At 56.4% G+C, this 17,562-nt stretch carries 24 protein-coding genes; all 24 read left to right on the forward strand.

Annotated elements, in window-relative coordinates:
• Positions 1-82: 82 nt before the first annotated feature.
• Entirely contained in the window at positions 83-916 is an 834-nt protein-coding gene (locus tag ACQZQY_RS01255) for a GPO family capsid scaffolding protein (protein ID WP_431296460.1), read from the forward strand.
• Between the two features lie 44 nt (positions 917-960).
• On the forward strand, positions 961-2,106 hold the full coding sequence (locus ACQZQY_RS01260; protein ID WP_431296461.1) for a phage major capsid protein, P2 family: 1,146 nt from the start codon (positions 961-963) through the stop codon (positions 2,104-2,106).
• A 3-nt stretch (positions 2,107-2,109) separates the two neighbouring features.
• The gene (locus ACQZQY_RS01265) at positions 2,110-2,766 is read left to right on the forward strand and encodes a terminase endonuclease subunit (RefSeq protein ID WP_431296462.1); all 657 of its coding nucleotides are present in this window, start codon (positions 2,110-2,112) and stop codon (positions 2,764-2,766) included.
• Between the two features lie 96 nt (positions 2,767-2,862).
• On the forward strand, positions 2,863-3,336 hold the full coding sequence (locus tag ACQZQY_RS01270; protein ID WP_431296463.1) for a head completion/stabilization protein: 474 nt from the start codon (positions 2,863-2,865) through the stop codon (positions 3,334-3,336).
• Positions 3,336-3,539, forward strand: coding sequence for a tail protein X (locus tag ACQZQY_RS01275; RefSeq protein ID WP_414066688.1), 204 nt, complete (start codon positions 3,336-3,338; stop codon positions 3,537-3,539). The genes ACQZQY_RS01270 and ACQZQY_RS01275 overlap by 1 nt, the downstream gene beginning before the upstream one ends.
• Positions 3,540-3,544: 5 nt before the next feature.
• Complete coding sequence (locus tag ACQZQY_RS01280) at positions 3,545-3,754, forward strand: phage holin (RefSeq protein ID WP_056779250.1); 210 nt, start codon at positions 3,545-3,547, stop codon at positions 3,752-3,754.
• On the forward strand, positions 3,735-4,244 hold the full coding sequence (locus tag ACQZQY_RS01285) for a lysozyme (RefSeq protein WP_431296464.1): 510 nt from the start codon (positions 3,735-3,737) through the stop codon (positions 4,242-4,244). The genes ACQZQY_RS01280 and ACQZQY_RS01285 overlap by 20 nt, the downstream gene beginning before the upstream one ends.
• Positions 4,244-4,669 (forward strand): Rz-like lysis system protein LysB, encoded by a 426-nt coding sequence (gene lysB / locus ACQZQY_RS01290; RefSeq protein WP_431296465.1) that lies wholly within the window; start codon positions 4,244-4,246, stop codon positions 4,667-4,669. The genes ACQZQY_RS01285 and lysB overlap by 1 nt, the downstream gene beginning before the upstream one ends.
• A complete protein-coding gene (gene lysC, locus ACQZQY_RS01295) occupies positions 4,563-4,802 on the forward strand; it encodes an Rz1-like lysis system protein LysC (RefSeq protein WP_431296466.1) in 240 nt (79 codons plus the stop codon). The genes lysB and lysC overlap by 107 nt, the downstream gene beginning before the upstream one ends.
• Positions 4,765-5,232: a phage tail protein gene (locus ACQZQY_RS01300; protein WP_431296467.1), complete on the forward strand. Its 468-nt coding sequence runs from the start codon at positions 4,765-4,767 to the stop codon at positions 5,230-5,232. Before lysC ends, ACQZQY_RS01300 begins: the two co-directional genes overlap by 38 nt.
• Positions 5,225-5,683, forward strand: coding sequence for a phage virion morphogenesis protein (locus tag ACQZQY_RS01305; RefSeq protein ID WP_431296468.1), 459 nt, complete (start codon positions 5,225-5,227; stop codon positions 5,681-5,683). Before ACQZQY_RS01300 ends, ACQZQY_RS01305 begins: the two co-directional genes overlap by 8 nt.
• Positions 5,684-5,850: 167 nt before the next feature.
• Positions 5,851-6,795 (forward strand): alpha/beta fold hydrolase, encoded by a 945-nt coding sequence (locus tag ACQZQY_RS01310; RefSeq protein ID WP_431296469.1) that lies wholly within the window; start codon positions 5,851-5,853, stop codon positions 6,793-6,795.
• A 222-nt stretch (positions 6,796-7,017) separates the two neighbouring features.
• Complete coding sequence (locus ACQZQY_RS01315) at positions 7,018-7,659, forward strand: phage baseplate assembly protein V (RefSeq protein ID WP_431296470.1); 642 nt, start codon at positions 7,018-7,020, stop codon at positions 7,657-7,659.
• A gap of 12 nt (positions 7,660-7,671) precedes the next feature.
• Complete coding sequence (locus tag ACQZQY_RS01320; protein ID WP_414066695.1) at positions 7,672-7,803, forward strand: hypothetical protein; 132 nt, start codon at positions 7,672-7,674, stop codon at positions 7,801-7,803.
• A complete protein-coding gene (locus ACQZQY_RS01325; protein WP_431296471.1) occupies positions 7,796-8,146 on the forward strand; it encodes a GPW/gp25 family protein in 351 nt (116 codons plus the stop codon). The genes ACQZQY_RS01320 and ACQZQY_RS01325 overlap by 8 nt, the downstream gene beginning before the upstream one ends.
• Positions 8,147-8,149: 3 nt before the next feature.
• The gene (locus ACQZQY_RS01330; protein ID WP_431296472.1) at positions 8,150-9,058 is read left to right on the forward strand and encodes a baseplate assembly protein; all 909 of its coding nucleotides are present in this window, start codon (positions 8,150-8,152) and stop codon (positions 9,056-9,058) included.
• Positions 9,051-9,578: a phage tail protein I gene (locus ACQZQY_RS01335; protein WP_213052329.1), complete on the forward strand. Its 528-nt coding sequence runs from the start codon at positions 9,051-9,053 to the stop codon at positions 9,576-9,578. The genes ACQZQY_RS01330 and ACQZQY_RS01335 overlap by 8 nt, the downstream gene beginning before the upstream one ends.
• A 9-nt stretch (positions 9,579-9,587) precedes the next feature.
• A complete protein-coding gene (locus ACQZQY_RS01340) occupies positions 9,588-12,122 on the forward strand; it encodes a phage tail protein (RefSeq protein ID WP_431296473.1) in 2,535 nt (844 codons plus the stop codon).
• Positions 12,122-12,634, forward strand: coding sequence for a tail fiber assembly protein (locus tag ACQZQY_RS01345; protein ID WP_431295747.1), 513 nt, complete (start codon positions 12,122-12,124; stop codon positions 12,632-12,634). The genes ACQZQY_RS01340 and ACQZQY_RS01345 overlap by 1 nt, the downstream gene beginning before the upstream one ends.
• A gap of 135 nt (positions 12,635-12,769) precedes the next feature.
• Positions 12,770-13,939, forward strand: a complete 1,170-nt coding sequence (locus ACQZQY_RS01350; protein WP_431296474.1) for a phage tail sheath protein — start codon at positions 12,770-12,772, stop codon at positions 13,937-13,939.
• A gap of 13 nt (positions 13,940-13,952) precedes the next feature.
• On the forward strand, positions 13,953-14,462 hold the full coding sequence (locus tag ACQZQY_RS01355) for a phage major tail tube protein (RefSeq protein ID WP_112168785.1): 510 nt from the start codon (positions 13,953-13,955) through the stop codon (positions 14,460-14,462).
• Positions 14,463-14,520: 58 nt separating this feature from the next.
• Positions 14,521-14,820: a phage tail assembly protein gene (locus tag ACQZQY_RS01360; protein ID WP_181955516.1), complete on the forward strand. Its 300-nt coding sequence runs from the start codon at positions 14,521-14,523 to the stop codon at positions 14,818-14,820.
• 32 nt (positions 14,821-14,852) lie between these two features.
• A complete protein-coding gene (locus tag ACQZQY_RS01365; protein ID WP_120506653.1) occupies positions 14,853-14,972 on the forward strand; it encodes a GpE family phage tail protein in 120 nt (39 codons plus the stop codon).
• A complete protein-coding gene (locus ACQZQY_RS01370) occupies positions 14,965-17,559 on the forward strand; it encodes a phage tail tape measure protein (RefSeq protein ID WP_431296475.1) in 2,595 nt (864 codons plus the stop codon). The genes ACQZQY_RS01365 and ACQZQY_RS01370 overlap by 8 nt, the downstream gene beginning before the upstream one ends.
• The last annotated feature ends 3 nt before the right edge of the window (positions 17,560-17,562 follow it).

The raw sequence follows: 17,562 nt of genomic DNA on the forward strand, positions 1-17,562 counted from the left end.
CAACCCGCATCGGCTGGCGGTGTCGGGCGTGTGTCTGGAAACTTAGATTTCTCAGAAGCACACACTGACTGGAGTCCGATAAATGGCAGCAAAAGCAAAGCGCTTTCGTATCTGTACCGAAGGAGCAACAACCGATGGCCGCGAAATTACCCGCAGCTGGATCGAACAGATGGCCGCGACCTATGACCCGAAGGTCTACGGCGCACGCATCAATATGGAGCACATCAAGGGTTACTTACCTGATAGCCCATTCCGTATGTACGGCGATGTGACCGGCGTCTATGCCGAAGAAATTGCCGACGGCGCGCTGAAAGGCAAGCTGGCACTGTATGCCGACATCGATCCAACGCCTGAGTTGGTGTCGATGGTGAAAGCCCGCCAGAAGGTTTACACCTCAATCGAAGTGAACCCCTCGTTTTCCGATACCGGCAAAGCCTACTTGATCGGCCTGGCCGTGACTGACAGCCCCGCCAGTCTGGGTACGGAGTACCTGCAATTCAGTGCGAAAGCGAATCAAAACCCGCTCGCAGGACGTAAGCAAAGTGCGGAAAACCTCTTTACCGTCGCAGAAGAAACGGTGTTTGAGTTTGAAGAAATCGAAAACCGCCCCTCGCTTGTTGATCGCGTTAAACAGGCTTTTTCCCGCAAGTCCGCCTCAGATGATGCCCGTTTTAATGACGTGCATGACGCCGTGGCTCAGGTCGCCGAACACGTGCAGGCCGGTCTGGAACATCAGGACACCAAACTGTCCGGCCTGGTGAAACGCTTGGGTGAACTGGAGAAAACCACCGCTGCCGATCATAAAGAATTCAACGCGTTGAAAGGCAAGCTGGAGAAGGAACCTGCGCACACCTTTGGTAAACGTCCGCAGGCAACCGGCGGCGCAGGCGTTGACGAAACGGTCACCGACTGCTGATCCCGTAATCCATCACACTTGAATTCATTAATAGGAAATTGGTCATGAAAAAAGAAACGCGCTTTAAATTTAATGCGTTCCTGTCCCAGCTGGCGAAACTCAACAACGTTGATACCGATTCGCTGAATAAGAAATTTAACGTTGAGCCGTCCGTCACGCAGACGCTGATGACCCGCTTACAAGAATCATCAGAGTTCCTGACCCGTATCAACATCATTCCGGTGGACGAAATGATGGGGGCGAAAGTGGGCGTTGGCGTGACCGGCACGATTGCCAGCACGGCCAATACCGACGGCGGTGACGAACGTGAAACCGCAGATTTTACCAAGCTGGATCAGGAACAATACCACTGCACTAAGACCAACTACGATTTTCACTGGATGTATAACAAGCTGGATTTGTGGGCGCGTTACAACGATTTCCAGACCCGCCTGCGTGACGCGATTATTAAGCGTCAGGCGTTGGATCGTATCCTGGTCGGCTTCAACGGCGTTGCACGCGCACCGACGTCTAACCGCGTACAAAATCCGCTGCTGCAAGACGTTGGCGTGGGCTGGTTGCAGAAATATCGCCTCAATTCCCCGCAGCGCGTACTGGGTAGCAAAACCGACGCGGACGGCAAAACTACGGCTGTGCCGGTCAAGGTCGGCGGCGACAATACCTATCAGAATCTGGATGCGGTGGTGTTTGATACCGTCAACGAACTGATCGACCCCGTATATCAGGACGACACCGACCTGGTGGTGATCTGTGGTCGCAAGCTGATGGCAGATAAGTATTTCCCGCTGGTCAATAAAAACCAGGCGAACACCGAAACGCTGGCCGCAGACCTGATTGTCAGCCAGAAACGCATCGGCAATTTGCCTGCTGTCCGCGTGCCAGGCTTCCCGGCTAACGCCATGCTTATCACCCGCCTGGATAACCTGTCGATTTACTGGCAGGACGGCACGCACCGCCGTCACATTGAGGAAGTGCCGAAGCGTGACCGCATTGAAAACTACGAATCCATTAATGAGGATTATGTAGTTGAAGATTACGGCTGTGGCTGTCTGATTGAAAATATCGAGATTGTCCCAGTTGTTGAAACCGCGCCTGAAAAAGCCGATTTCAGCGAACTGACTGCGGCACTGGTTGGCGCAATCAACGCCGCTTCCGGTAAAGCAACCGAAACCGAAGAACCGAAGGAATAAGCCATGTCCAGCCCTGCCCGTCAGCACCTGCTGCGGCAGTCAGCTATTCAGGCCGCGCAGCAGGATCCCCGCCTGCTGCGTCATTCCACCGGCTATGAATTGCTGCTGCAAAAGCTAAACGCAGACATGAAGACCCTGAAAAAGACACACAGCACCGAAAAGAAAGCGGAGCTGAAACGCTCCATGCTGCCCGATTACGTGCCGTGGGTTGATGGCGTGCTGTCCGAAGGTAAAGGCGCACAGGATGCCATCCTGATGACCGTCATGATCTGGCGTATTGATGCCGGTGATTATGCCGGTGCGCTGGAAATCGCCCGCTACGCGCTGAAATACAAGCTTTCTATGCCGTTCGGTTCCCGTCCGGCTGCATATGCGGTGGTTGAGGAAATCGCCGACATGAGCACCCGCGCCTATACCGCCGGTGAGCCGGTCAGTCTCGACGTGCTGATGACCACCATGGAACTGACGGAAAGCCAGGACATGCCGGATCAGGTGCGGGCAAAGCTGCACAAAATCACCGGCTATGTATACCGCGAAACAGAGAAACCCACGCTTGCCCTGGAACATCTGAAACGCGCTTTTCAGTTGAATGCTAACTGCGGCGTCAAAAAAGATATTGAGCGGTTGGAATCAGCCATCAAAAAGGCAGCCAACGGCTAAACAGAACGCGCCCCGCGCCGGACGGCACGCCAGCCGCGACAGGTCAGTGACCTTGTTCAACGCTGGCGTCCACCGTCCACCTATTCAGAGGTCACTATGTCGTCTCTTGTCATACCTGCACCAAAGCCGGACGCCGCGACGGAACCCGCGATTAAGAACACCCATTTTTGGCCTGATGTCGATCCGGTTGAGCTGCGCGACACGCTGCGCCTGGAGGGCACTGTCACCGCTAAGCGTCTGCGTGCCGCCGCAAAGTTTGCCATGACAGAAGTTAACGCCGAGCTGTACAGCTATCGCGAAGCGCAAAAGTCCCAGGGATTTAAGACGCTGGAAGACGTGCCCGCCGATCAGATTGACGATGAAAGCGTGAAGGTCGGTGCCTATCAGCGCGCCGTGGCGTCGATTGCCGCCGCGTATCTGGCAGAGCGTTACCCGAACAGCGACACCACCGACGCGGGCAGTAAAAAGGCCGTGATCGTCGAAAGCACCGTTGATGATTTGTGGCGTGACGGCCGCAACGCGATCAGCGACGTCGCCGGTGTGTCTCACTGCATCATCGGGCTGCTCTGATGAAAGTCATTGCCGAGCAAGGCGACACCGTGGATTCGCTCTGCTGGCGATACTACGGACGCACCCAGTCGGTGGTTGAGCAGGTTTACGCGGCTAACGTTGGATTGGCCGCTGCCGGGGCAATATTGCCCCATGGCTACGCGGTGGAGCTGCCGGACATAACCCAGGCCGCAGTCAGTGAAACCGTTTCACTTTGGGACTGATGACCATGGAGCGCATCACCTCTTTTATTTGTTACTGCGTCGCCGTCTTTCTGGCCTGGCTGGGGGGTATGTCTTATCAGGATATCGCCTTTTTGGTGGGTGCCGCCGTCGGCGTCGCGACCTTCCTGGTGAACTGGTACTACCGGCGCAAAACCTATCGCCTGTTGAAAGCAATGGGCATCAGTGGAGAAATCAATGCAGCCATCAATCGTTAGACGCTGCGCCGTCGCCGCTGTCCTGGCGATTGCCGCAATGCTGCCACAAACGCCGACGTTGAAAACGTCCGCCGCCGGTCTGGCACTTATCGCTGATTTTGAAGGCTGCCGCCTGTCGGCTTACCAGTGCAGCGCGGGCGTCTGGACAAACGGCATCGGGCACACGGCGGGCGTGAAGCCGCAGACGCAAATCAGCGAACGTCAGGCCGCCGTGAATCTGGTGGAAGACGTGATGCGGGTGGAGCAAGGCATTGCGCGATGTATGCCGATCGACATGCCGCAGCCGGTTTATGACGCAGTGGCATCCTTTGCGTTCAACGTCGGCGTGACGGCGGCGTGTAAATCCACCCTGGCGTTTTTCATCAACAAGGGCGAATGGCGAAAAGCCTGCGAACAACTGCCGCGCTGGGTGTTTGTGAACGGCGTGCGCGTCACCGGGCTGGAACGCCGCCGCGCGAATGAGCTTGCCTACTGCCTGCGGGGTGTCTGATGCGCATTTTAATTTTGTTAATGCTGGCCGCGTGCGCGCTGGCGGGGCTGCAAACCTGGCGTATCGGCGGCCTGCAAAACGAGGCAGACCAGGCACAGCGGATTATCGGCACGCTGTCCGCCGGTATCGAAAGCCGCGACAACGCCATTCACCGCCTGAACGATGAGGCCGTGACGCGGGAACGCCAGGAGCAAAGCCTGCGCGCGCAGCTCTCGCAGGCCGGTGAGCGGGCGCGGGATCGGGAATACACAATTCAAAGGTTACTCAATGAAAATCAGGAAATGCGTGATTGGTATAGCGCTCGCCTGCCTGACGGCATTGGCCGGATGCACGTCCGTCCCGCCTTCGCCAGCGCCGCAGATTATTTACGTTGGCTGTCCGGCGGTGACGAGCTGTCAGATACCGGCAAGCTCACCGGCCACTAACGGCGACTTAAGCGCCGATGTCAGAAACCTGGAGGCCGCGCTTACCGCCTGCGGCCTCCAGGTGGAAGCGGTCAAACAATGCCAGGAGGAACGCCGTGTTAAAACCCGCACAGCTACGAAAAGCCTTAACTGACGCCGTGCCGGTGCTGCAAACCAGCCCCGACCAGCTGCGGATGTTTGTGGATAACGGGCGCATCGTTTCCACGTTAGCCAGCTCGCTGTCGTTTGAATATCAGTATCAGGTCGAACTGTTGATCACCGACTTTACCCAGGACAGCGATCTGATCGTGGTGCCCATTCTGGCCTGGCTGCGTGAACATCAGCCGGACATCATGGCGACGCCGGAAAAACAGCAGAATGGGTACACATTTAAGGCCGATATGCTCAATGATGAAAGCTATGACATCGCTATTCATTTGCAGCTCACCGAACGCGTGATCGTCAAACAGATTGATGCCGGTCTGCACGTGGAGCATTTTCCAGAACCGCCGATGCCGGAGCCGGTGGAAAGGCCGCGTGAGCTGTACCTGCACGGCGAGTTAGTGAGTCAGTGGAATGAGTGAGCTGACCGCGTTTAATAACCGTATCGATGCACTGATTGCAGCGCTTTCACCGCAGCGCCGAAAAGCTTTGGCGACAGAGATTGCAAAGCGTCTGCGCAAACACCAACAGCAGCGCATCAAGCGGCAGGTTACGCCGGAAGGGAAACCCTTCACCCCACGACAGGATCAGATCCTCCGCAGCAAAAAAGGACGACTCAAGCGTGAGATGTTTAGCAAGCTGCGCACGGCCAAGTACATGAAGGCCAAAGGCTCAAATAATGATGCGGTGGTGGAGTTCACTAGCAGAGTTAAACGAATGGCTGAAGTGCATCAATACGGCCTGCGAGATCGTCCGAACGTCTGGGCTAAAGAAGCGCCTTATCCTGCCCGCCCTTTGTTGGGATTTGATGCGGAAGATTTGAAGATTGTGGAAGATGAGTTGCTAAAATGTATTAGCTCAGGCTCGACCTGAAACAACTGCGGCACAGAGCCAAACCTAATCTGAAAGGCAGCTCTGTGCCAGGAGCGGACGTTGAAGATCCGTCCAACAAAGGAGTTGGGAAGAAGTTTTTTTTGTAGAAAATCCGCTCAGTATGAGTACTAAAGAAAAAAATAGTGCATACTTTGCGCAATACATTTATGGATAGCGATCTTCATCCGCATGGAATATTGGACGTGATTGATTTCATCAATTTTAATGACCGCCATAAGAAATTCAGTTCTTTATTACCACATGCTAAAAATGTGGCTGAATATTTGATAGCCGGATTAAACATTCGCATCTTTGAACCCACAAGCGTAGTCGAGGATGTTCTTATCGTTTACCACGGTGGGGGAGTCAACTCAGATGCTGGTTACGATATCCTTGCTCACCAGATAAGTCATCGTGGATCTATTTGTACATGCCTCATAGATATCCGTGGGCACGGTCGCTCATTGGGTTATAAAGGAAGGGTTTCTAATCCTAAGCAGGTCTGGCTGGATATCGACACTGTGCTTGAGCATGTGCGCGTAAAGTTCCCCAGCGCCAGAATCCATCTGCTTGGTCATTCAAGCGGAGGGGGAATGTTGATCAATTACTTTACACGCTTCACACCCTCCCAAAAAAGTGACAGCCTGATTTTAATTGCGCCAGAGTTTGGGCCTTTTGCGCCAGCTAAAATTTTCAGAAGAGCAATGGTTCCATTCGCGTCGGTGAGCAAGTGGCCTTTCATACTCAATGCGCTCAGTGTGGGATTACTATGTGGTGACAGTTATGCAGTTACTCTTAATTTCCCCAATGAGGTTATGCTATTAAGGCCTGAATTCGTTCAGAGATACAGCGTGAATATGGCGAATGCTTTGACGCCGCGTCAACCTGCAAGGCAAATTGCAGCATTGCCATTACCTGTAACTGTTCTGATTGCAGAAAAGGACGAGTTATTTGATGCAAGACAATTGTCAGAATTTGTAGAAGGATGTGGTAACCCGAATTTATGTAGTATGATTATTGAGCACAGTAAACACTTAGATTGCATTTTTGATGTTAGTGAAGAAATTTGTCAGCATTTGAAGAGGTGCATGTCCAGGCAAAGCATATTGTGAGTATCTAGTTCTGCTAAATTAGCTCTGATCATTATTGAAAACTATTCCCGATGAAAGCTATTCGCTCAAAGCCGACTGTCAGATTTGTTGATGTTCAACCTATGAAATTTGTCAGCTCAAGTTTGAGTTAATATTCCTCAGTCAGTGATCCCCACGTTGTGCCAACTGCTATCAACCTGCCTCAAATTGTATGCCGCCTGACAGGGCGGCATTCTTTTATCCATGAATACATCCATTCCCAAACACGACATTCCGCGCCTGCTGCGCAATCTGATCCGCATTGGCACCGTTGCCGAGGTGGATTTAGTTGCGGGCACCTGTCGCGTGAACACCGGCGGCAACGTCACCGACTGGCTGCACTGGCTGACCTCCCGCGCGGGGCGTTCCCGTTCCTGGTGGGCACCGTCTGCCGGTGAGCAGGTTCTGCTGTTCTGCCTGGGTGGCGAACTCGACACCGCCTTTGTGATGCCCGGCGTTTTCTCTGATGAATTCCCCGCCCCGTCTGCCTCGGCGGATGCCGTACACGTCACTTTCCCTGACGGCGCGGTGATTGAGTACGACCCCGAAACCGGTGCGCTGCTGGCAACCGGCATTAAGTCCGCCACGGTAAACGCATCGGAAAAAGTCGCAGTGACTGCACCGGATATAACCTGCACGGCGAAAACGCGCATCACGCTCGACTCGCCAGAAGTAGTCTGCACGAAAAAGCTCACCACCGGCACTATCGAAATCAAACAGGGCGGCACCATGACCGGCAACCTCACACACAGCGGCGGCAGCATCACGTCAAACGGCGTGATTGTGCATAACCATAAACACGGCGGCGTCCAGACGGGCGGCGGTAATACCGGCACACCGATCTAATAAGGGGATTTAATGAGCAAGAATCTAAAAGTATTTTTGTCTGTTTTCGCTGCCGCAATAGCAGGTGTCATGCTGGCAAGCGGGACGCATGGCTGGTGGTTAGTGGCGGGTATCGGCGTTTACCTGTTGTTTAAAAATGACTAACGCTAAATACCTCGGTCTGGCTCGCGACACGGGGCGCAGCGTCGAAGACCTGGCGCACATCCAGCAGTCGGTCAGCGACATTCTGCGCACGCCCGTCGGTTCCCGCGTCATGCGCCGTGACTATGGTTCACTGCTGTCTGAACTGACTGACCGCCCGCAGAATGCCGCGCTGCGGCTGCAAATTATGGCGGCCTGTTACAGCGCGATCCTCAAGTGGGAGCCGCGCGTCAGCCTCACCGGTATCACCTTTGAAACGACGTTCGACGGGAAAGCGGTGGTTGAACTCACCGGCATCCGCAAAGACACGTCCGCCGCCATCTCCTTAACCCTTCCAGTGAGCTGAATTATGGCAACTATCGACCTGAGCCAGTTACCCGCCCCCGACGTGGTGGAGGTACTGGATTATGAAATTCTGCTGGCGGAGCGCAAAGCCACGCTGGTGTCGCTGTACCCCGAAGACCAGCAGGCCGCCATCGCCCGCACGCTGACGCTGGAGTCCGAGCCGATTGTGAAACTGCTGGAGGAGAACGCCTACCGCGAAGTGATCCTGCGTCAGCGGGTTAACGAGGCGGCGCAGGCCGTGATGCTGGCCTACGCCACCGGCGCAGACCTGGACAACATCGCCGCCACGTTCAGTGTGGAACGCCTGACCATCACGCCTGCGGATACCGCCAGCGTGCCCGCCGTGGCGGCGGTGATGGAAAGCGACGCCGATTTTCGTATCCGCGCACAGCAGGCGTTTGAAGGGCTGAGCGTGGCGGGTCCGGTCGGCGCGTATGAGTATCACGGGCGCTCTGCCGACGGGCGCGTGGCGGACATTTCGGTGATCAGTCCGTCGCCCGCCTGCGTCACTATTTCCGTGCTGGCACAGACCGGCAACGGCACCGCCCCCGCTGACCTGCTGGCGAAAGTGCAGGCCGCGCTCAACGATGAAAACGTGCGCCCCGTGGCTGACCGCGTGACCGTCCAGTCAGCCACCGTCGTGAATTACACCATTGATGCCGTGCTGTATCTGTTCCCTGGTCCCGAAGCCGAACCCATTCGCGAAGCCGCCGAGGCGAAGCTTATCGCCTACACCACCGCGCAGCACCGGCTAGGCCGCGACATCCGGCTGTCAGCCATTTACGCCGCGCTGCACGTTGAGGGCGTCCAGCGGGTGGAGCTGAAAAGCCCGAAGGCCGACATCGAGCTGGATAAAACCCAGGCGTCATTCTGCACCGCGTACACCCTGAAAGTGGGCGGCTACGATGAGTGATCGCCTGCTGCCCGTCGGTTCATCAGCGCTGGAGGTAGCCGCCGCCGACGCCTGCGCCGCGCTTGAAAACGTGCCGGTGCCGCTGCGGCAGCTCTGGGATCCGCTGGCCTGTCCGGTAAAGTTCTTGCCCTATCTGGCCTGGGCGCTGTCTGTTGACCGTTGGGATGAAAACTGGCCGGTTGCCACTAAGCGGCGCGTGATTCAGTCGGCCTGGTTCATTCACTGCCACAAGGGAACCATTGGTGCCATCCGGCGCGTGGTGGAGCCGCTCGGCTACCTGATCAACGTGACCGAGTGGTGGGAAACCAACGATGAACCGGGCACGTTTCGCCTGGACATCGGCGTGCTGGAAACCGGCATCACTGAAGAAATGTATTTAGAGATGGAGCGGCTGATAGCCGATGCCAAACCCGCAAGCCGTCATCTGATCGGGCTGACCATTACCCAGGATATTAAAGGCGACGTTTACATTGGTGCAGCGCAGTACGTCGGCGAGCTGCTGACCGTTTACCCCGCATAAGAGGACGATATGAGCACATTTAAATCCGTTGTCACCACGCTCGGCCAGGCGCGCATCGCGGCGGCCATTGCGGCGGGGACTGACATTAACATTACGCAGCTGGCCGTCGGCGACGGCAACGGCAAGGCAACAACGCCGGTTGCCTCACAGACCAAACTGGTGAAAGAGGTCTACCGCACGCCGCTCAATTCCTTAAAGCTTGATCCGTCGCACGGAAACTGGGTGATTGCCGAAGCGGTGCTGTCTGCCAGCATCGGCGGCTTCTGGATGCGCGAAATGGGGCTTTTCAGCAGCGACGGCGCGCTAATTGCCGTCTGCAACATGGCGGACACCTATAAACCGACGCTGGCGGAGGGTTCAGGCCGCACGCAGACGTTGCGCATGGTGATTGCGGTCAGCAACACCGAGGCAATCAGCCTGCTGATCGACGACTCGGTGATTATGGCTACTGAGCAGTATGTGAATGACCTGCTGGCCGCGCATGAGAAATCGCGCAATCATCCAGACGGCACAACGGCGGCAAAGGGATTTGTTCAGCTGAGCAGCTCGGTCAGCAGTACCAGCGAAGCGCTGGCCGCCACGCCAAAAGCGGTGAAGGCTGTTAATGACAACGCCAATACCCGCGTACCGGCCACCCGTAAGGTGAACAATAAAGCCCTGAACGCCGATATCACTCTGACGGCGGCGGACGTGGGGGCGCTGCCTGTGGCATCCGCCGTACTGGGTACGACAAATATCAATACGCTTAACCTCGCAAAAATAGGCGTCTACGTGCAGAGCACCGGCGCGAATGCCACGGTAGCGAATGGCTACCCGGCGGGCTCGCAGGCGGCGGGCGTGCTGGAGGTGATGCCCGCCTCCTGGACGGGCGGCGTATTACAGCGTTATACGGTACAAAATACCGGCATGGTGTGGACGCGTGCGCTCAATGCCTCCTGGAATGGCAAGGATGGACCATGGCGCGATTGGGTGCAGGCCAGTTCCGCCGGTTCTGTCGCAGCAAACACGGCGCTCGGTGCTACTGACCTGAACACGGTGGGTTTTGGCCTGTCGGCGGTTCAGGCGGCTGTTTATCACCAGTCAGCCAACGCCTCCGCGACACCTGACAGGAATTATCCTGAAGCCAAAGCGGGCACGCTGTTTGTCACCGGCAGCGCTTATGGCTGCCAGCAAATGTACATCACTTTTGATACCTGCAACGTCTGGATGCGTGGCCTTTCTACCAACTGGAACGGGAAGGATGGACCATGGCGCCCGTGGGTGGCGGTTTATGGCACCAACAATAAACCGACAGCGGCAGATGTAGGCGCATGGACGGCATCGCAAAGCGCCGCCAGTGAAAAGGCGCTGTCTGATGAAATTGCCACGGCCTTTAAAATCCGCACCAACTTAACCGCAGCGGATACCCCGAACACCTTGCGCGGCAGCGGCATGTTTGGGCATTACGGCGTGCCAGGCGTTGCAGCGGCGACGACGGCAAAAGGCTATCCGATGAACGGTTTTGTCGGGGTGATTTTCGTTACCTGGGGTCCGAATGCCACACAGCAAATTGCCTTTAACAGTAACGGGCGGCAGTTCACCCGCTACGCGACCGGAGCTTGGAATGGTGTTGATGGTCCATGGTCTGCCTGGGTTGAGGTGTACAGCCCGAACAACAAACCCACTCCGGCGGATATCGGCGCGGTTCCTGCTGCCGGTGGCAATGTTAGTTATTTAAATAACGCCAGTCATTACGGCACGAAACCTGGAACATGGGAGGGGGCTGGCTCATTTGCCGCTCAGTATAGTAACCCTGTGGCACCCTTCATCATTCCATCAGGTTTTGGTGCGCCTAAAGGTGTGAGTTCATACTCTCCTATCATCAAAGGGATGATTCAAACACAAGGGTTAGGTTGGGCGACAGCAATCAGCTTTGGTGCATATACGACCGGGGGCGGAAATCATGCGCAGGCGTGCATTAATGTCGTTGGTGATAACGGGGTGTCGTCAGCGTGGTTATTCAACCCTAGCGATAGTTCTTTTTATTCTCCTGGTGATATTAAATCGGGGCAATACATCTATGCCACTAAGGACGTGAGCGGTGCGTATATTGCATCAAGAGGCGATATACACGCAGAGCTCAACATTAGTAGCAAAGGATTCATTCAGTCTGGTGCGGGGGTTTATGACACACCCGGCGTCAGATGCTACAGCCCTAACTACCAACCAACTCCGGAAGCGGTAAATGCCATTACGCGCGACGTGTGCAGCGTTGCGGGGTTTGTCTCGGGCAATGCTAATGACGCTTATATGCGTAACTCTACGACTAATGAAGTCGTCATTCTTGCGCGGCGGGATTGGGTAAACGGTAATTTTATTACCGGCCAGCGTCAAGCCTCGGCGCAGTGGTCGGGCTGGATTGGAAACGGATTACAGGTGCCAGCTGGCTGCGTGGTGATTGGTGCCAGAAATAACGGCAGTTCTAACGCATCGAATTTAGGACTTTTGTATGCGGCTGAGCAAATTTGCATTAATGGTAACTGGGTGACAATAGGACTGGTTTAATGATTACTCTCAAAAATTTTCAAATTTATAAATCAACATTACATTCCGGATCATCTGTGCTTTTTTTAAAAGATGAGTCGGGTTTGGATTGGTATGAATCACAAAAAGAGTTCAGCGAAAAAACGCTTAAATTTGTATTTGATAGCAACGGCGTCATTATTTCTTTTGACTATGACGTGTCGAAACTTTGGCCGGTCGGTAATTCAGTTTCTGAGGTATCGACAGTCCCTGATGGTCTAGACATTGCTGGCGGCTGGGTCTTTGATGGCAAAAAGATAACCCGGCGCAAATACACGTCTGATGAATTTATCATTCAAGCCACGCTTAATCGTGATTCGTTGATGTCTGAAGCAACGACAGCAATTGCACCGTTGCAGGACGCCGTTGATATTGACGACGCAACCGATGAAGAACGGGCGACTCTGCAAGCCTGGAAGAAATACCGCGTTGCCCTGAATCGGCTGGATTTGTCAGCAGCGCCGGATGTTGACTGGCCTACAATGCCTGAATGAACATAGCCCCCTGGAGGGGCTTTTTTGTATCTGGCTTTCCTCACGTTGTGCCATTTCTCACACACCCCGCCCGCCGTGCCTGCGCGTACACAACACGCGATGATTGACCTCACCCCAATCACAGGAAAAAACACCATGGCTGATTATCATCACGGTGTGCGCGTTGTTGAAATCAATGACGGCACCCGCGTTATCTCCACCGTTTCCACCGCCATCATCGGGATGGTCTGCACCGCAGAAGATGCGGACGCCGACGCGTTCCCGCTCGATACGCCGGTGCTCATTACCAACGTACTGACCGCCGCCGGTAAGGCCGGTAAGCAAGGCACGCTTCGTTCATCCCTGATGGCAATCGCCAACCAGGCGAAACCCGTCGTCGTCGTTGTGCGCGTGGCGGAAGGTGACACCGAGGCGGAAACCACCTCGAACATCATCGGCGGCACCGACGCCACCGGCATGTATACCGGCATGAAAGCCCTGCTGTCTGCCCAAACCGAACTCGGCGTGAAGCCGCGCATTCTCGGCGTGCCGGGGCTGGATAATCTGGACGTCGCGACGGCGCTCGGTGCCGTCTGTCAGCAACTGCGCGCCTTCGGCTACGTCAGCGCATACGGCTGCAAAACCGTGTCCGATGCCATCAAGTATCGCGAGAATTTCAGCCAGCGTGAGCTGATGGTCATCTGGCCGGATTTCGTCGCCTGGAACACCACCACCAACGCCAGCGACATCGCGCCCGCCACCGCCTATGCCCTCGGCCTGCGTGCCAAAATCGACGCCGAAACCGGCTGGCATAAAACCCTGTCAAACGTCGGCATCAACGGCGTGACCGGCCTGTCTGCGAGCGTCTACTGGGATTTACAAACCACCGGCACCGACGCCGACCTGCTGAACCAGGCGTGCGTCACTACCCTTATCCGCAAAGGCGGCTTTAAGTTCTGGGGGCAGCGCACCTGCTCTGACGATCCGCTGTTCCTGTTTGAGAACTACACCCGCACCGCGCAGGTGCTGGCGGACACCATGGCCGAAGCGCACCTGTGGGCAATGGACAGGCCAATGACCCCGACGCTTATCAAAGACATGATTGCGGGCATCAACGCCAAACTGCGCGAAATGAAAACCGCCGGTCTGATCATCGACGGCACCTGCTGGTACGACGCGGAGGCTAACACCGTCGAAACCCTGAAAGCGGGCAAGCTGTTCATTGATTACGACTATACGCCGGTGCCGCCGCTGGAAGATTTAACCCTGCGTCAGCGCATCACCGATCAGTACCTGGCGACGTTCGCCACGACCATCAACAGCTAAGAGGCGCTAAACCATGGCACTGCCAAAGAAACTGAAATACCTGAACTTGTTTAACGATGGTCACAACTACGTCGGCGTGGTCAGCGCGCTGACGTTGCCAAAGCTGACACGCAAGCTGGAGAACTATCGCGGCGGCGGCATGAACGGTGCCGCGCCGATTGACTTCGGGCTGGACGATGACGCGCTGACGCTGGAATGGACGATGGGCGGGTTGGATACGCTGGTGCTCCAGCAGTGGGGGGCGGTTGACGCTACGCCGCTGCGCTTTGCCGGTTCCTTCCAGCAGGACGACACCGGCGAGACGCTCGCGGTGGAAGTCGTGATGCGCGGGCGTCACAAAGAGATTGATTTTGGCGAGTACAAACAGGGCGAAGACACCGAAACAAAAGTGTCCACCCAGTGCACCTATTTCAAGCTGAGCATCAACGGGCAGGATGTGATCGAGGTGGACACCGTGAACATGGTGGAAATCGTCAACGGCACTGACCGCCTGGCGGAGCACCGCAAAAACATCGGCCTGTAACCCCTGAGCGGCGCCGGTCTGCGGCGCTGCTATACCCCTTACGATTTAAGAGAATGTTATGAAACAGATTAATGAAGCCGCTATCGAAAACGAAAACGTCATTACCCTGGAAGAACCGATCACCCGTGGCGAGATGGTGATTAGCCAGGTTGAAATCATCAAGCCAAACGCCGGTCATCTGCGCGGTATCGGCCTTGCCTCCTTGTCGAATGCGGACGTTGACGCGCTGGTGACGGTGCTGCCGCGCATCACGCTGCCGATCCTCACCAAACAGGAATGCAACGCGCTTTGCCTGCCCGACCTGATCGCCCTGGCGAGCAAGGTGGTCGGTTTTTTATCGCCGAAATCGGAACAGTAAAACTGCCCGCCTCTTTGATAGTTGACGACCTGATGGCTGACATTGCGGCGGTGTTTCACTGGCAGCCCTCGGAACTCTTTGCGATGTCGCTGACCGAGATTATCGGCTGGCGGCGTCGCGCGTTACTGCGTAGCGGAGCCGAAAGTGAGTAATTTACGATTGCAGGTGCTGCTGAACGCCGTGGATCGGGCGTCGCGCCCTTTCCGCTCGGTGGAAAAAGCCAGTAAAGCACTCAGCGGAAACATCCGCAACACGCAGGACACCCTGCGAAATCTCAACGCGCAGGCGTCGCAAATCGACGGCTTTCGCAAGGCGAGCGCGCAGCTGGCCGTCACCCGTGCCAGCCTGAAAAAAGCCAAAGAGGAAGCCAGCCGGCTGTCGCAGGCGTTTGCCAATACCGCGAACCCGACGGCTAAGCAGACGCGGCTGATGGAGGCAGCGAAGCGCGCCGCCAGCGAGTTACAGGCCAAAGAAAACAGTCTGCGCAACTCTGTGCAACGTCAGCGCGGCGCGCTGGAATCGGCGGGGATTTCCACGCGGAACCTCGCCGCTGAGCAGCGCCGGTTACGAGCCAGCTCGCAGGAGGCGAACGCCACGCTTGCCCGTCAGCGGGAGGAGCTTGCAAGGCTGAACCGGCAGCAGCAGCGGCGGGAAAACAGCCGCAGGCGTTTTCAGGCAACCCAGCGCGCAGGCGACACTATCCGAAATAACGGCGCGGTAGCGATGGGCGTGGGTTCGGCGGCGCTGTATGCAGAGGGGAAATTTATCGCCCCAGGCATCACTTTTGATAAAGAGATGTCCGGCACACAGGCGATCCTCGGGCTGGATAAAACCGATAAAAAGCTGGCGGCCATCCGGCAGCAAGCGCGCGATATCGGCGGAAGCACGGCGTTTTCTCCGATGGACGTTGCGCGCACGCAGGGCGTACTTGCCCGCTCCGGCTATAACGCCGACTCCATTCTCAGCTCGACCGAATCCACGGTGAACCTGTCGCTGGCTTCGGGGATTGATATCGCCGACGCCGCTGACATCGTCACTAACATGCAATCGGCGTTCAACATCCCGATGGATCAGATTAAGCGCGTCTCTGACGTGATGACCAAAGGGTTTACCAGTTCCAACACCAACCTGATTGAGCTGGGCGAAGCAATGAAATACGTGGCACCTATCGCCCAGGCGGCGGGTGCCAGTATCGAAGACACCACCGCGATACTCGGCGTGCTGGCGGATAACGGTATCAAAGGCAGCATGGCGGGCACCAGTGCCAGCGCGATGTTCAGCCGGTTGCAGGCACCGACGGGGCAGTCACCGGCGGCGCTGAAGGAGCTGGGGATCAGCACGCGGGACAGGAAAGGCAACATGCTGCCTATTCAGAAAATCCTCACCGACATCAACGTCTCATTCAAAAGGAACAAGCTCGGGACGGCGCAGCAGGCCGAATACCTGAAAGTGATCTTCGGTGAGGAAGCGATGAAAGGCGCGGTGAAGCTGGTGGAGGCAGCAGGCAACGGCAGGCTGACCGAAAAGAAAACCGCGCTGGAAAACTCGCAGGGATCGGCGGCGTCGGTCGCCAAAGTGCAGACCGATAACCTCGACGGCGACCTGAAAAACATGCAGTCCGCGTTCGAGGATTTGCAGATCGAGACCTTCGATAAACAGGACTCCAGCCTGCGAAAGCTGACGCAATCCGCGACGGACTGGCTCGGCAATGTGGGCAAATGGGTGAAGGCCAACCCGAAGCTGACCGGCACTATCGTTAAGTCTGCGCTGGCGGTGACGAGCCTGGTTGTCGGCCTCGGCGTGCTGGGCGTGGTGGTCGGTCCGGTGGTGAAAGGTCTGGGCTATATCGGCATGGCACTGAAAGGCGTGGGCACCGCGCTGCTGTGGATGGGACGCGCCGCGATGGCAAACCCGCTGCTGGCCGTGGTCGCACTGATCGCGATGGCGGCGATTTATATCTGGGCGAACTGGTGCACGCTGGAGCCGAAGTTTAAAAAGATGTGGGACGCGATTGCCGCCTGGACGACCGAAGCCTGGGCAACCATCACCGACTGGCTGACCGGCACCTGGAACAGCATCGTTGCCGGTGTGCAGGGATTATCGGATAAGTTCGCAGCGGTCTGGACGGGCATTAAAGACGGTGCAAAAGCGGGGTTTGCGGCCTATATCAATTTCCTCAAGTCTTTTGGCCAGAAGATTTTCGACGTGGTGAAAAGCCTTCCGGCCAAATTTCAGGAAGCGGGCAGCAGCATGATCACCGCGCTGATGGACGGGATTGCCGCGAAGTGGCAGGCGCTGAAAGACAAGCTTTCCAGCATGACGGATTTTCTTCCGGACTGGATGAAATCGGACGGCGATAAAACCATTTCGGTGAGCGTGAGCAACGGACTGCCGAAACCGGCGGAAGGGCTTTCTTCCCCTGCGCAGTTTTACGGCACCGGCGGCGAAGCTTACGGCTATGCGGGCATGTTCGATAAAGGCGGCGACATTGCCGCAGGTGAGGTCGGCATTGTGGGAGAGAACGGCGCGGAGCTGGTACGTGGTCCGGTGAGCGTCACGGGGCGTCGGGACACGGCGGCACTGATGCGTAATCAGGCTCCGGCTGCCGCTCCCATCTTCAACGTCTACGCCGTGCCCGGACAAAGTGCGAAGGACGTCGCCACTGAGGCAATGCTTTTATTTGAAGATTACATGCGCCGCCAGCGTTCTGCGGCGCGCAGCTCAATGAATTACGGCTAAGGA

The sequence above is a fragment of the Rahnella sp. PAMC25559 genome (assembly GCF_050632365.1).
GTDB lineage: Bacteria > Pseudomonadota > Gammaproteobacteria > Enterobacterales > Enterobacteriaceae > Rahnella > Rahnella rivi.

What these genes read in the sequence shown, in the direction of transcription:
- ACQZQY_RS01255 (WP_431296460.1), top strand. Translation starts at nt 83, where the DNA reads ATGGCAGCAAAAGCAAAGCGCTTTCGTATCTGTACCGAAGGAGCAACA.
- ACQZQY_RS01260 (WP_431296461.1), top strand. Translation starts at nt 961, where the DNA reads ATGAAAAAAGAAACGCGCTTTAAATTTAATGCGTTCCTGTCCCAGCTG.
- ACQZQY_RS01265 (WP_431296462.1), top strand. Translation starts at nt 2,110, where the DNA reads ATGTCCAGCCCTGCCCGTCAGCACCTGCTGCGGCAGTCAGCTATTCAG.
- ACQZQY_RS01270 (WP_431296463.1), top strand. Translation starts at nt 2,863, where the DNA reads ATGTCGTCTCTTGTCATACCTGCACCAAAGCCGGACGCCGCGACGGAA.
- ACQZQY_RS01275 (WP_414066688.1), top strand. Translation starts at nt 3,336, where the DNA reads ATGAAAGTCATTGCCGAGCAAGGCGACACCGTGGATTCGCTCTGCTGG.
- ACQZQY_RS01280 (WP_056779250.1), top strand. Translation starts at nt 3,545, where the DNA reads ATGGAGCGCATCACCTCTTTTATTTGTTACTGCGTCGCCGTCTTTCTG.
- ACQZQY_RS01285 (WP_431296464.1), top strand. Translation starts at nt 3,735, where the DNA reads ATGCAGCCATCAATCGTTAGACGCTGCGCCGTCGCCGCTGTCCTGGCG.
- lysB (WP_431296465.1), top strand. Translation starts at nt 4,244, where the DNA reads ATGCGCATTTTAATTTTGTTAATGCTGGCCGCGTGCGCGCTGGCGGGG.
- ACQZQY_RS01305 (WP_431296468.1), top strand. Translation starts at nt 5,225, where the DNA reads ATGAGTGAGCTGACCGCGTTTAATAACCGTATCGATGCACTGATTGCA.
- ACQZQY_RS01310 (WP_431296469.1), top strand. Translation starts at nt 5,851, where the DNA reads ATGGATAGCGATCTTCATCCGCATGGAATATTGGACGTGATTGATTTC.
- ACQZQY_RS01315 (WP_431296470.1), top strand. Translation starts at nt 7,018, where the DNA reads ATGAATACATCCATTCCCAAACACGACATTCCGCGCCTGCTGCGCAAT.
- ACQZQY_RS01320 (WP_414066695.1), top strand. Translation starts at nt 7,672, where the DNA reads ATGAGCAAGAATCTAAAAGTATTTTTGTCTGTTTTCGCTGCCGCAATA.
- ACQZQY_RS01325 (WP_431296471.1), top strand. Translation starts at nt 7,796, where the DNA reads ATGACTAACGCTAAATACCTCGGTCTGGCTCGCGACACGGGGCGCAGC.
- ACQZQY_RS01330 (WP_431296472.1), top strand. Translation starts at nt 8,150, where the DNA reads ATGGCAACTATCGACCTGAGCCAGTTACCCGCCCCCGACGTGGTGGAG.
- ACQZQY_RS01335 (WP_213052329.1), top strand. Translation starts at nt 9,051, where the DNA reads ATGAGTGATCGCCTGCTGCCCGTCGGTTCATCAGCGCTGGAGGTAGCC.
- ACQZQY_RS01340 (WP_431296473.1), top strand. Translation starts at nt 9,588, where the DNA reads ATGAGCACATTTAAATCCGTTGTCACCACGCTCGGCCAGGCGCGCATC.
- ACQZQY_RS01345 (WP_431295747.1), top strand. Translation starts at nt 12,122, where the DNA reads ATGATTACTCTCAAAAATTTTCAAATTTATAAATCAACATTACATTCC.
- ACQZQY_RS01350 (WP_431296474.1), top strand. Translation starts at nt 12,770, where the DNA reads ATGGCTGATTATCATCACGGTGTGCGCGTTGTTGAAATCAATGACGGC.
- ACQZQY_RS01355 (WP_112168785.1), top strand. Translation starts at nt 13,953, where the DNA reads ATGGCACTGCCAAAGAAACTGAAATACCTGAACTTGTTTAACGATGGT.
- ACQZQY_RS01360 (WP_181955516.1), top strand. Translation starts at nt 14,521, where the DNA reads ATGAAACAGATTAATGAAGCCGCTATCGAAAACGAAAACGTCATTACC.
- ACQZQY_RS01365 (WP_120506653.1), top strand. Translation starts at nt 14,853, where the DNA reads ATGGCTGACATTGCGGCGGTGTTTCACTGGCAGCCCTCGGAACTCTTT.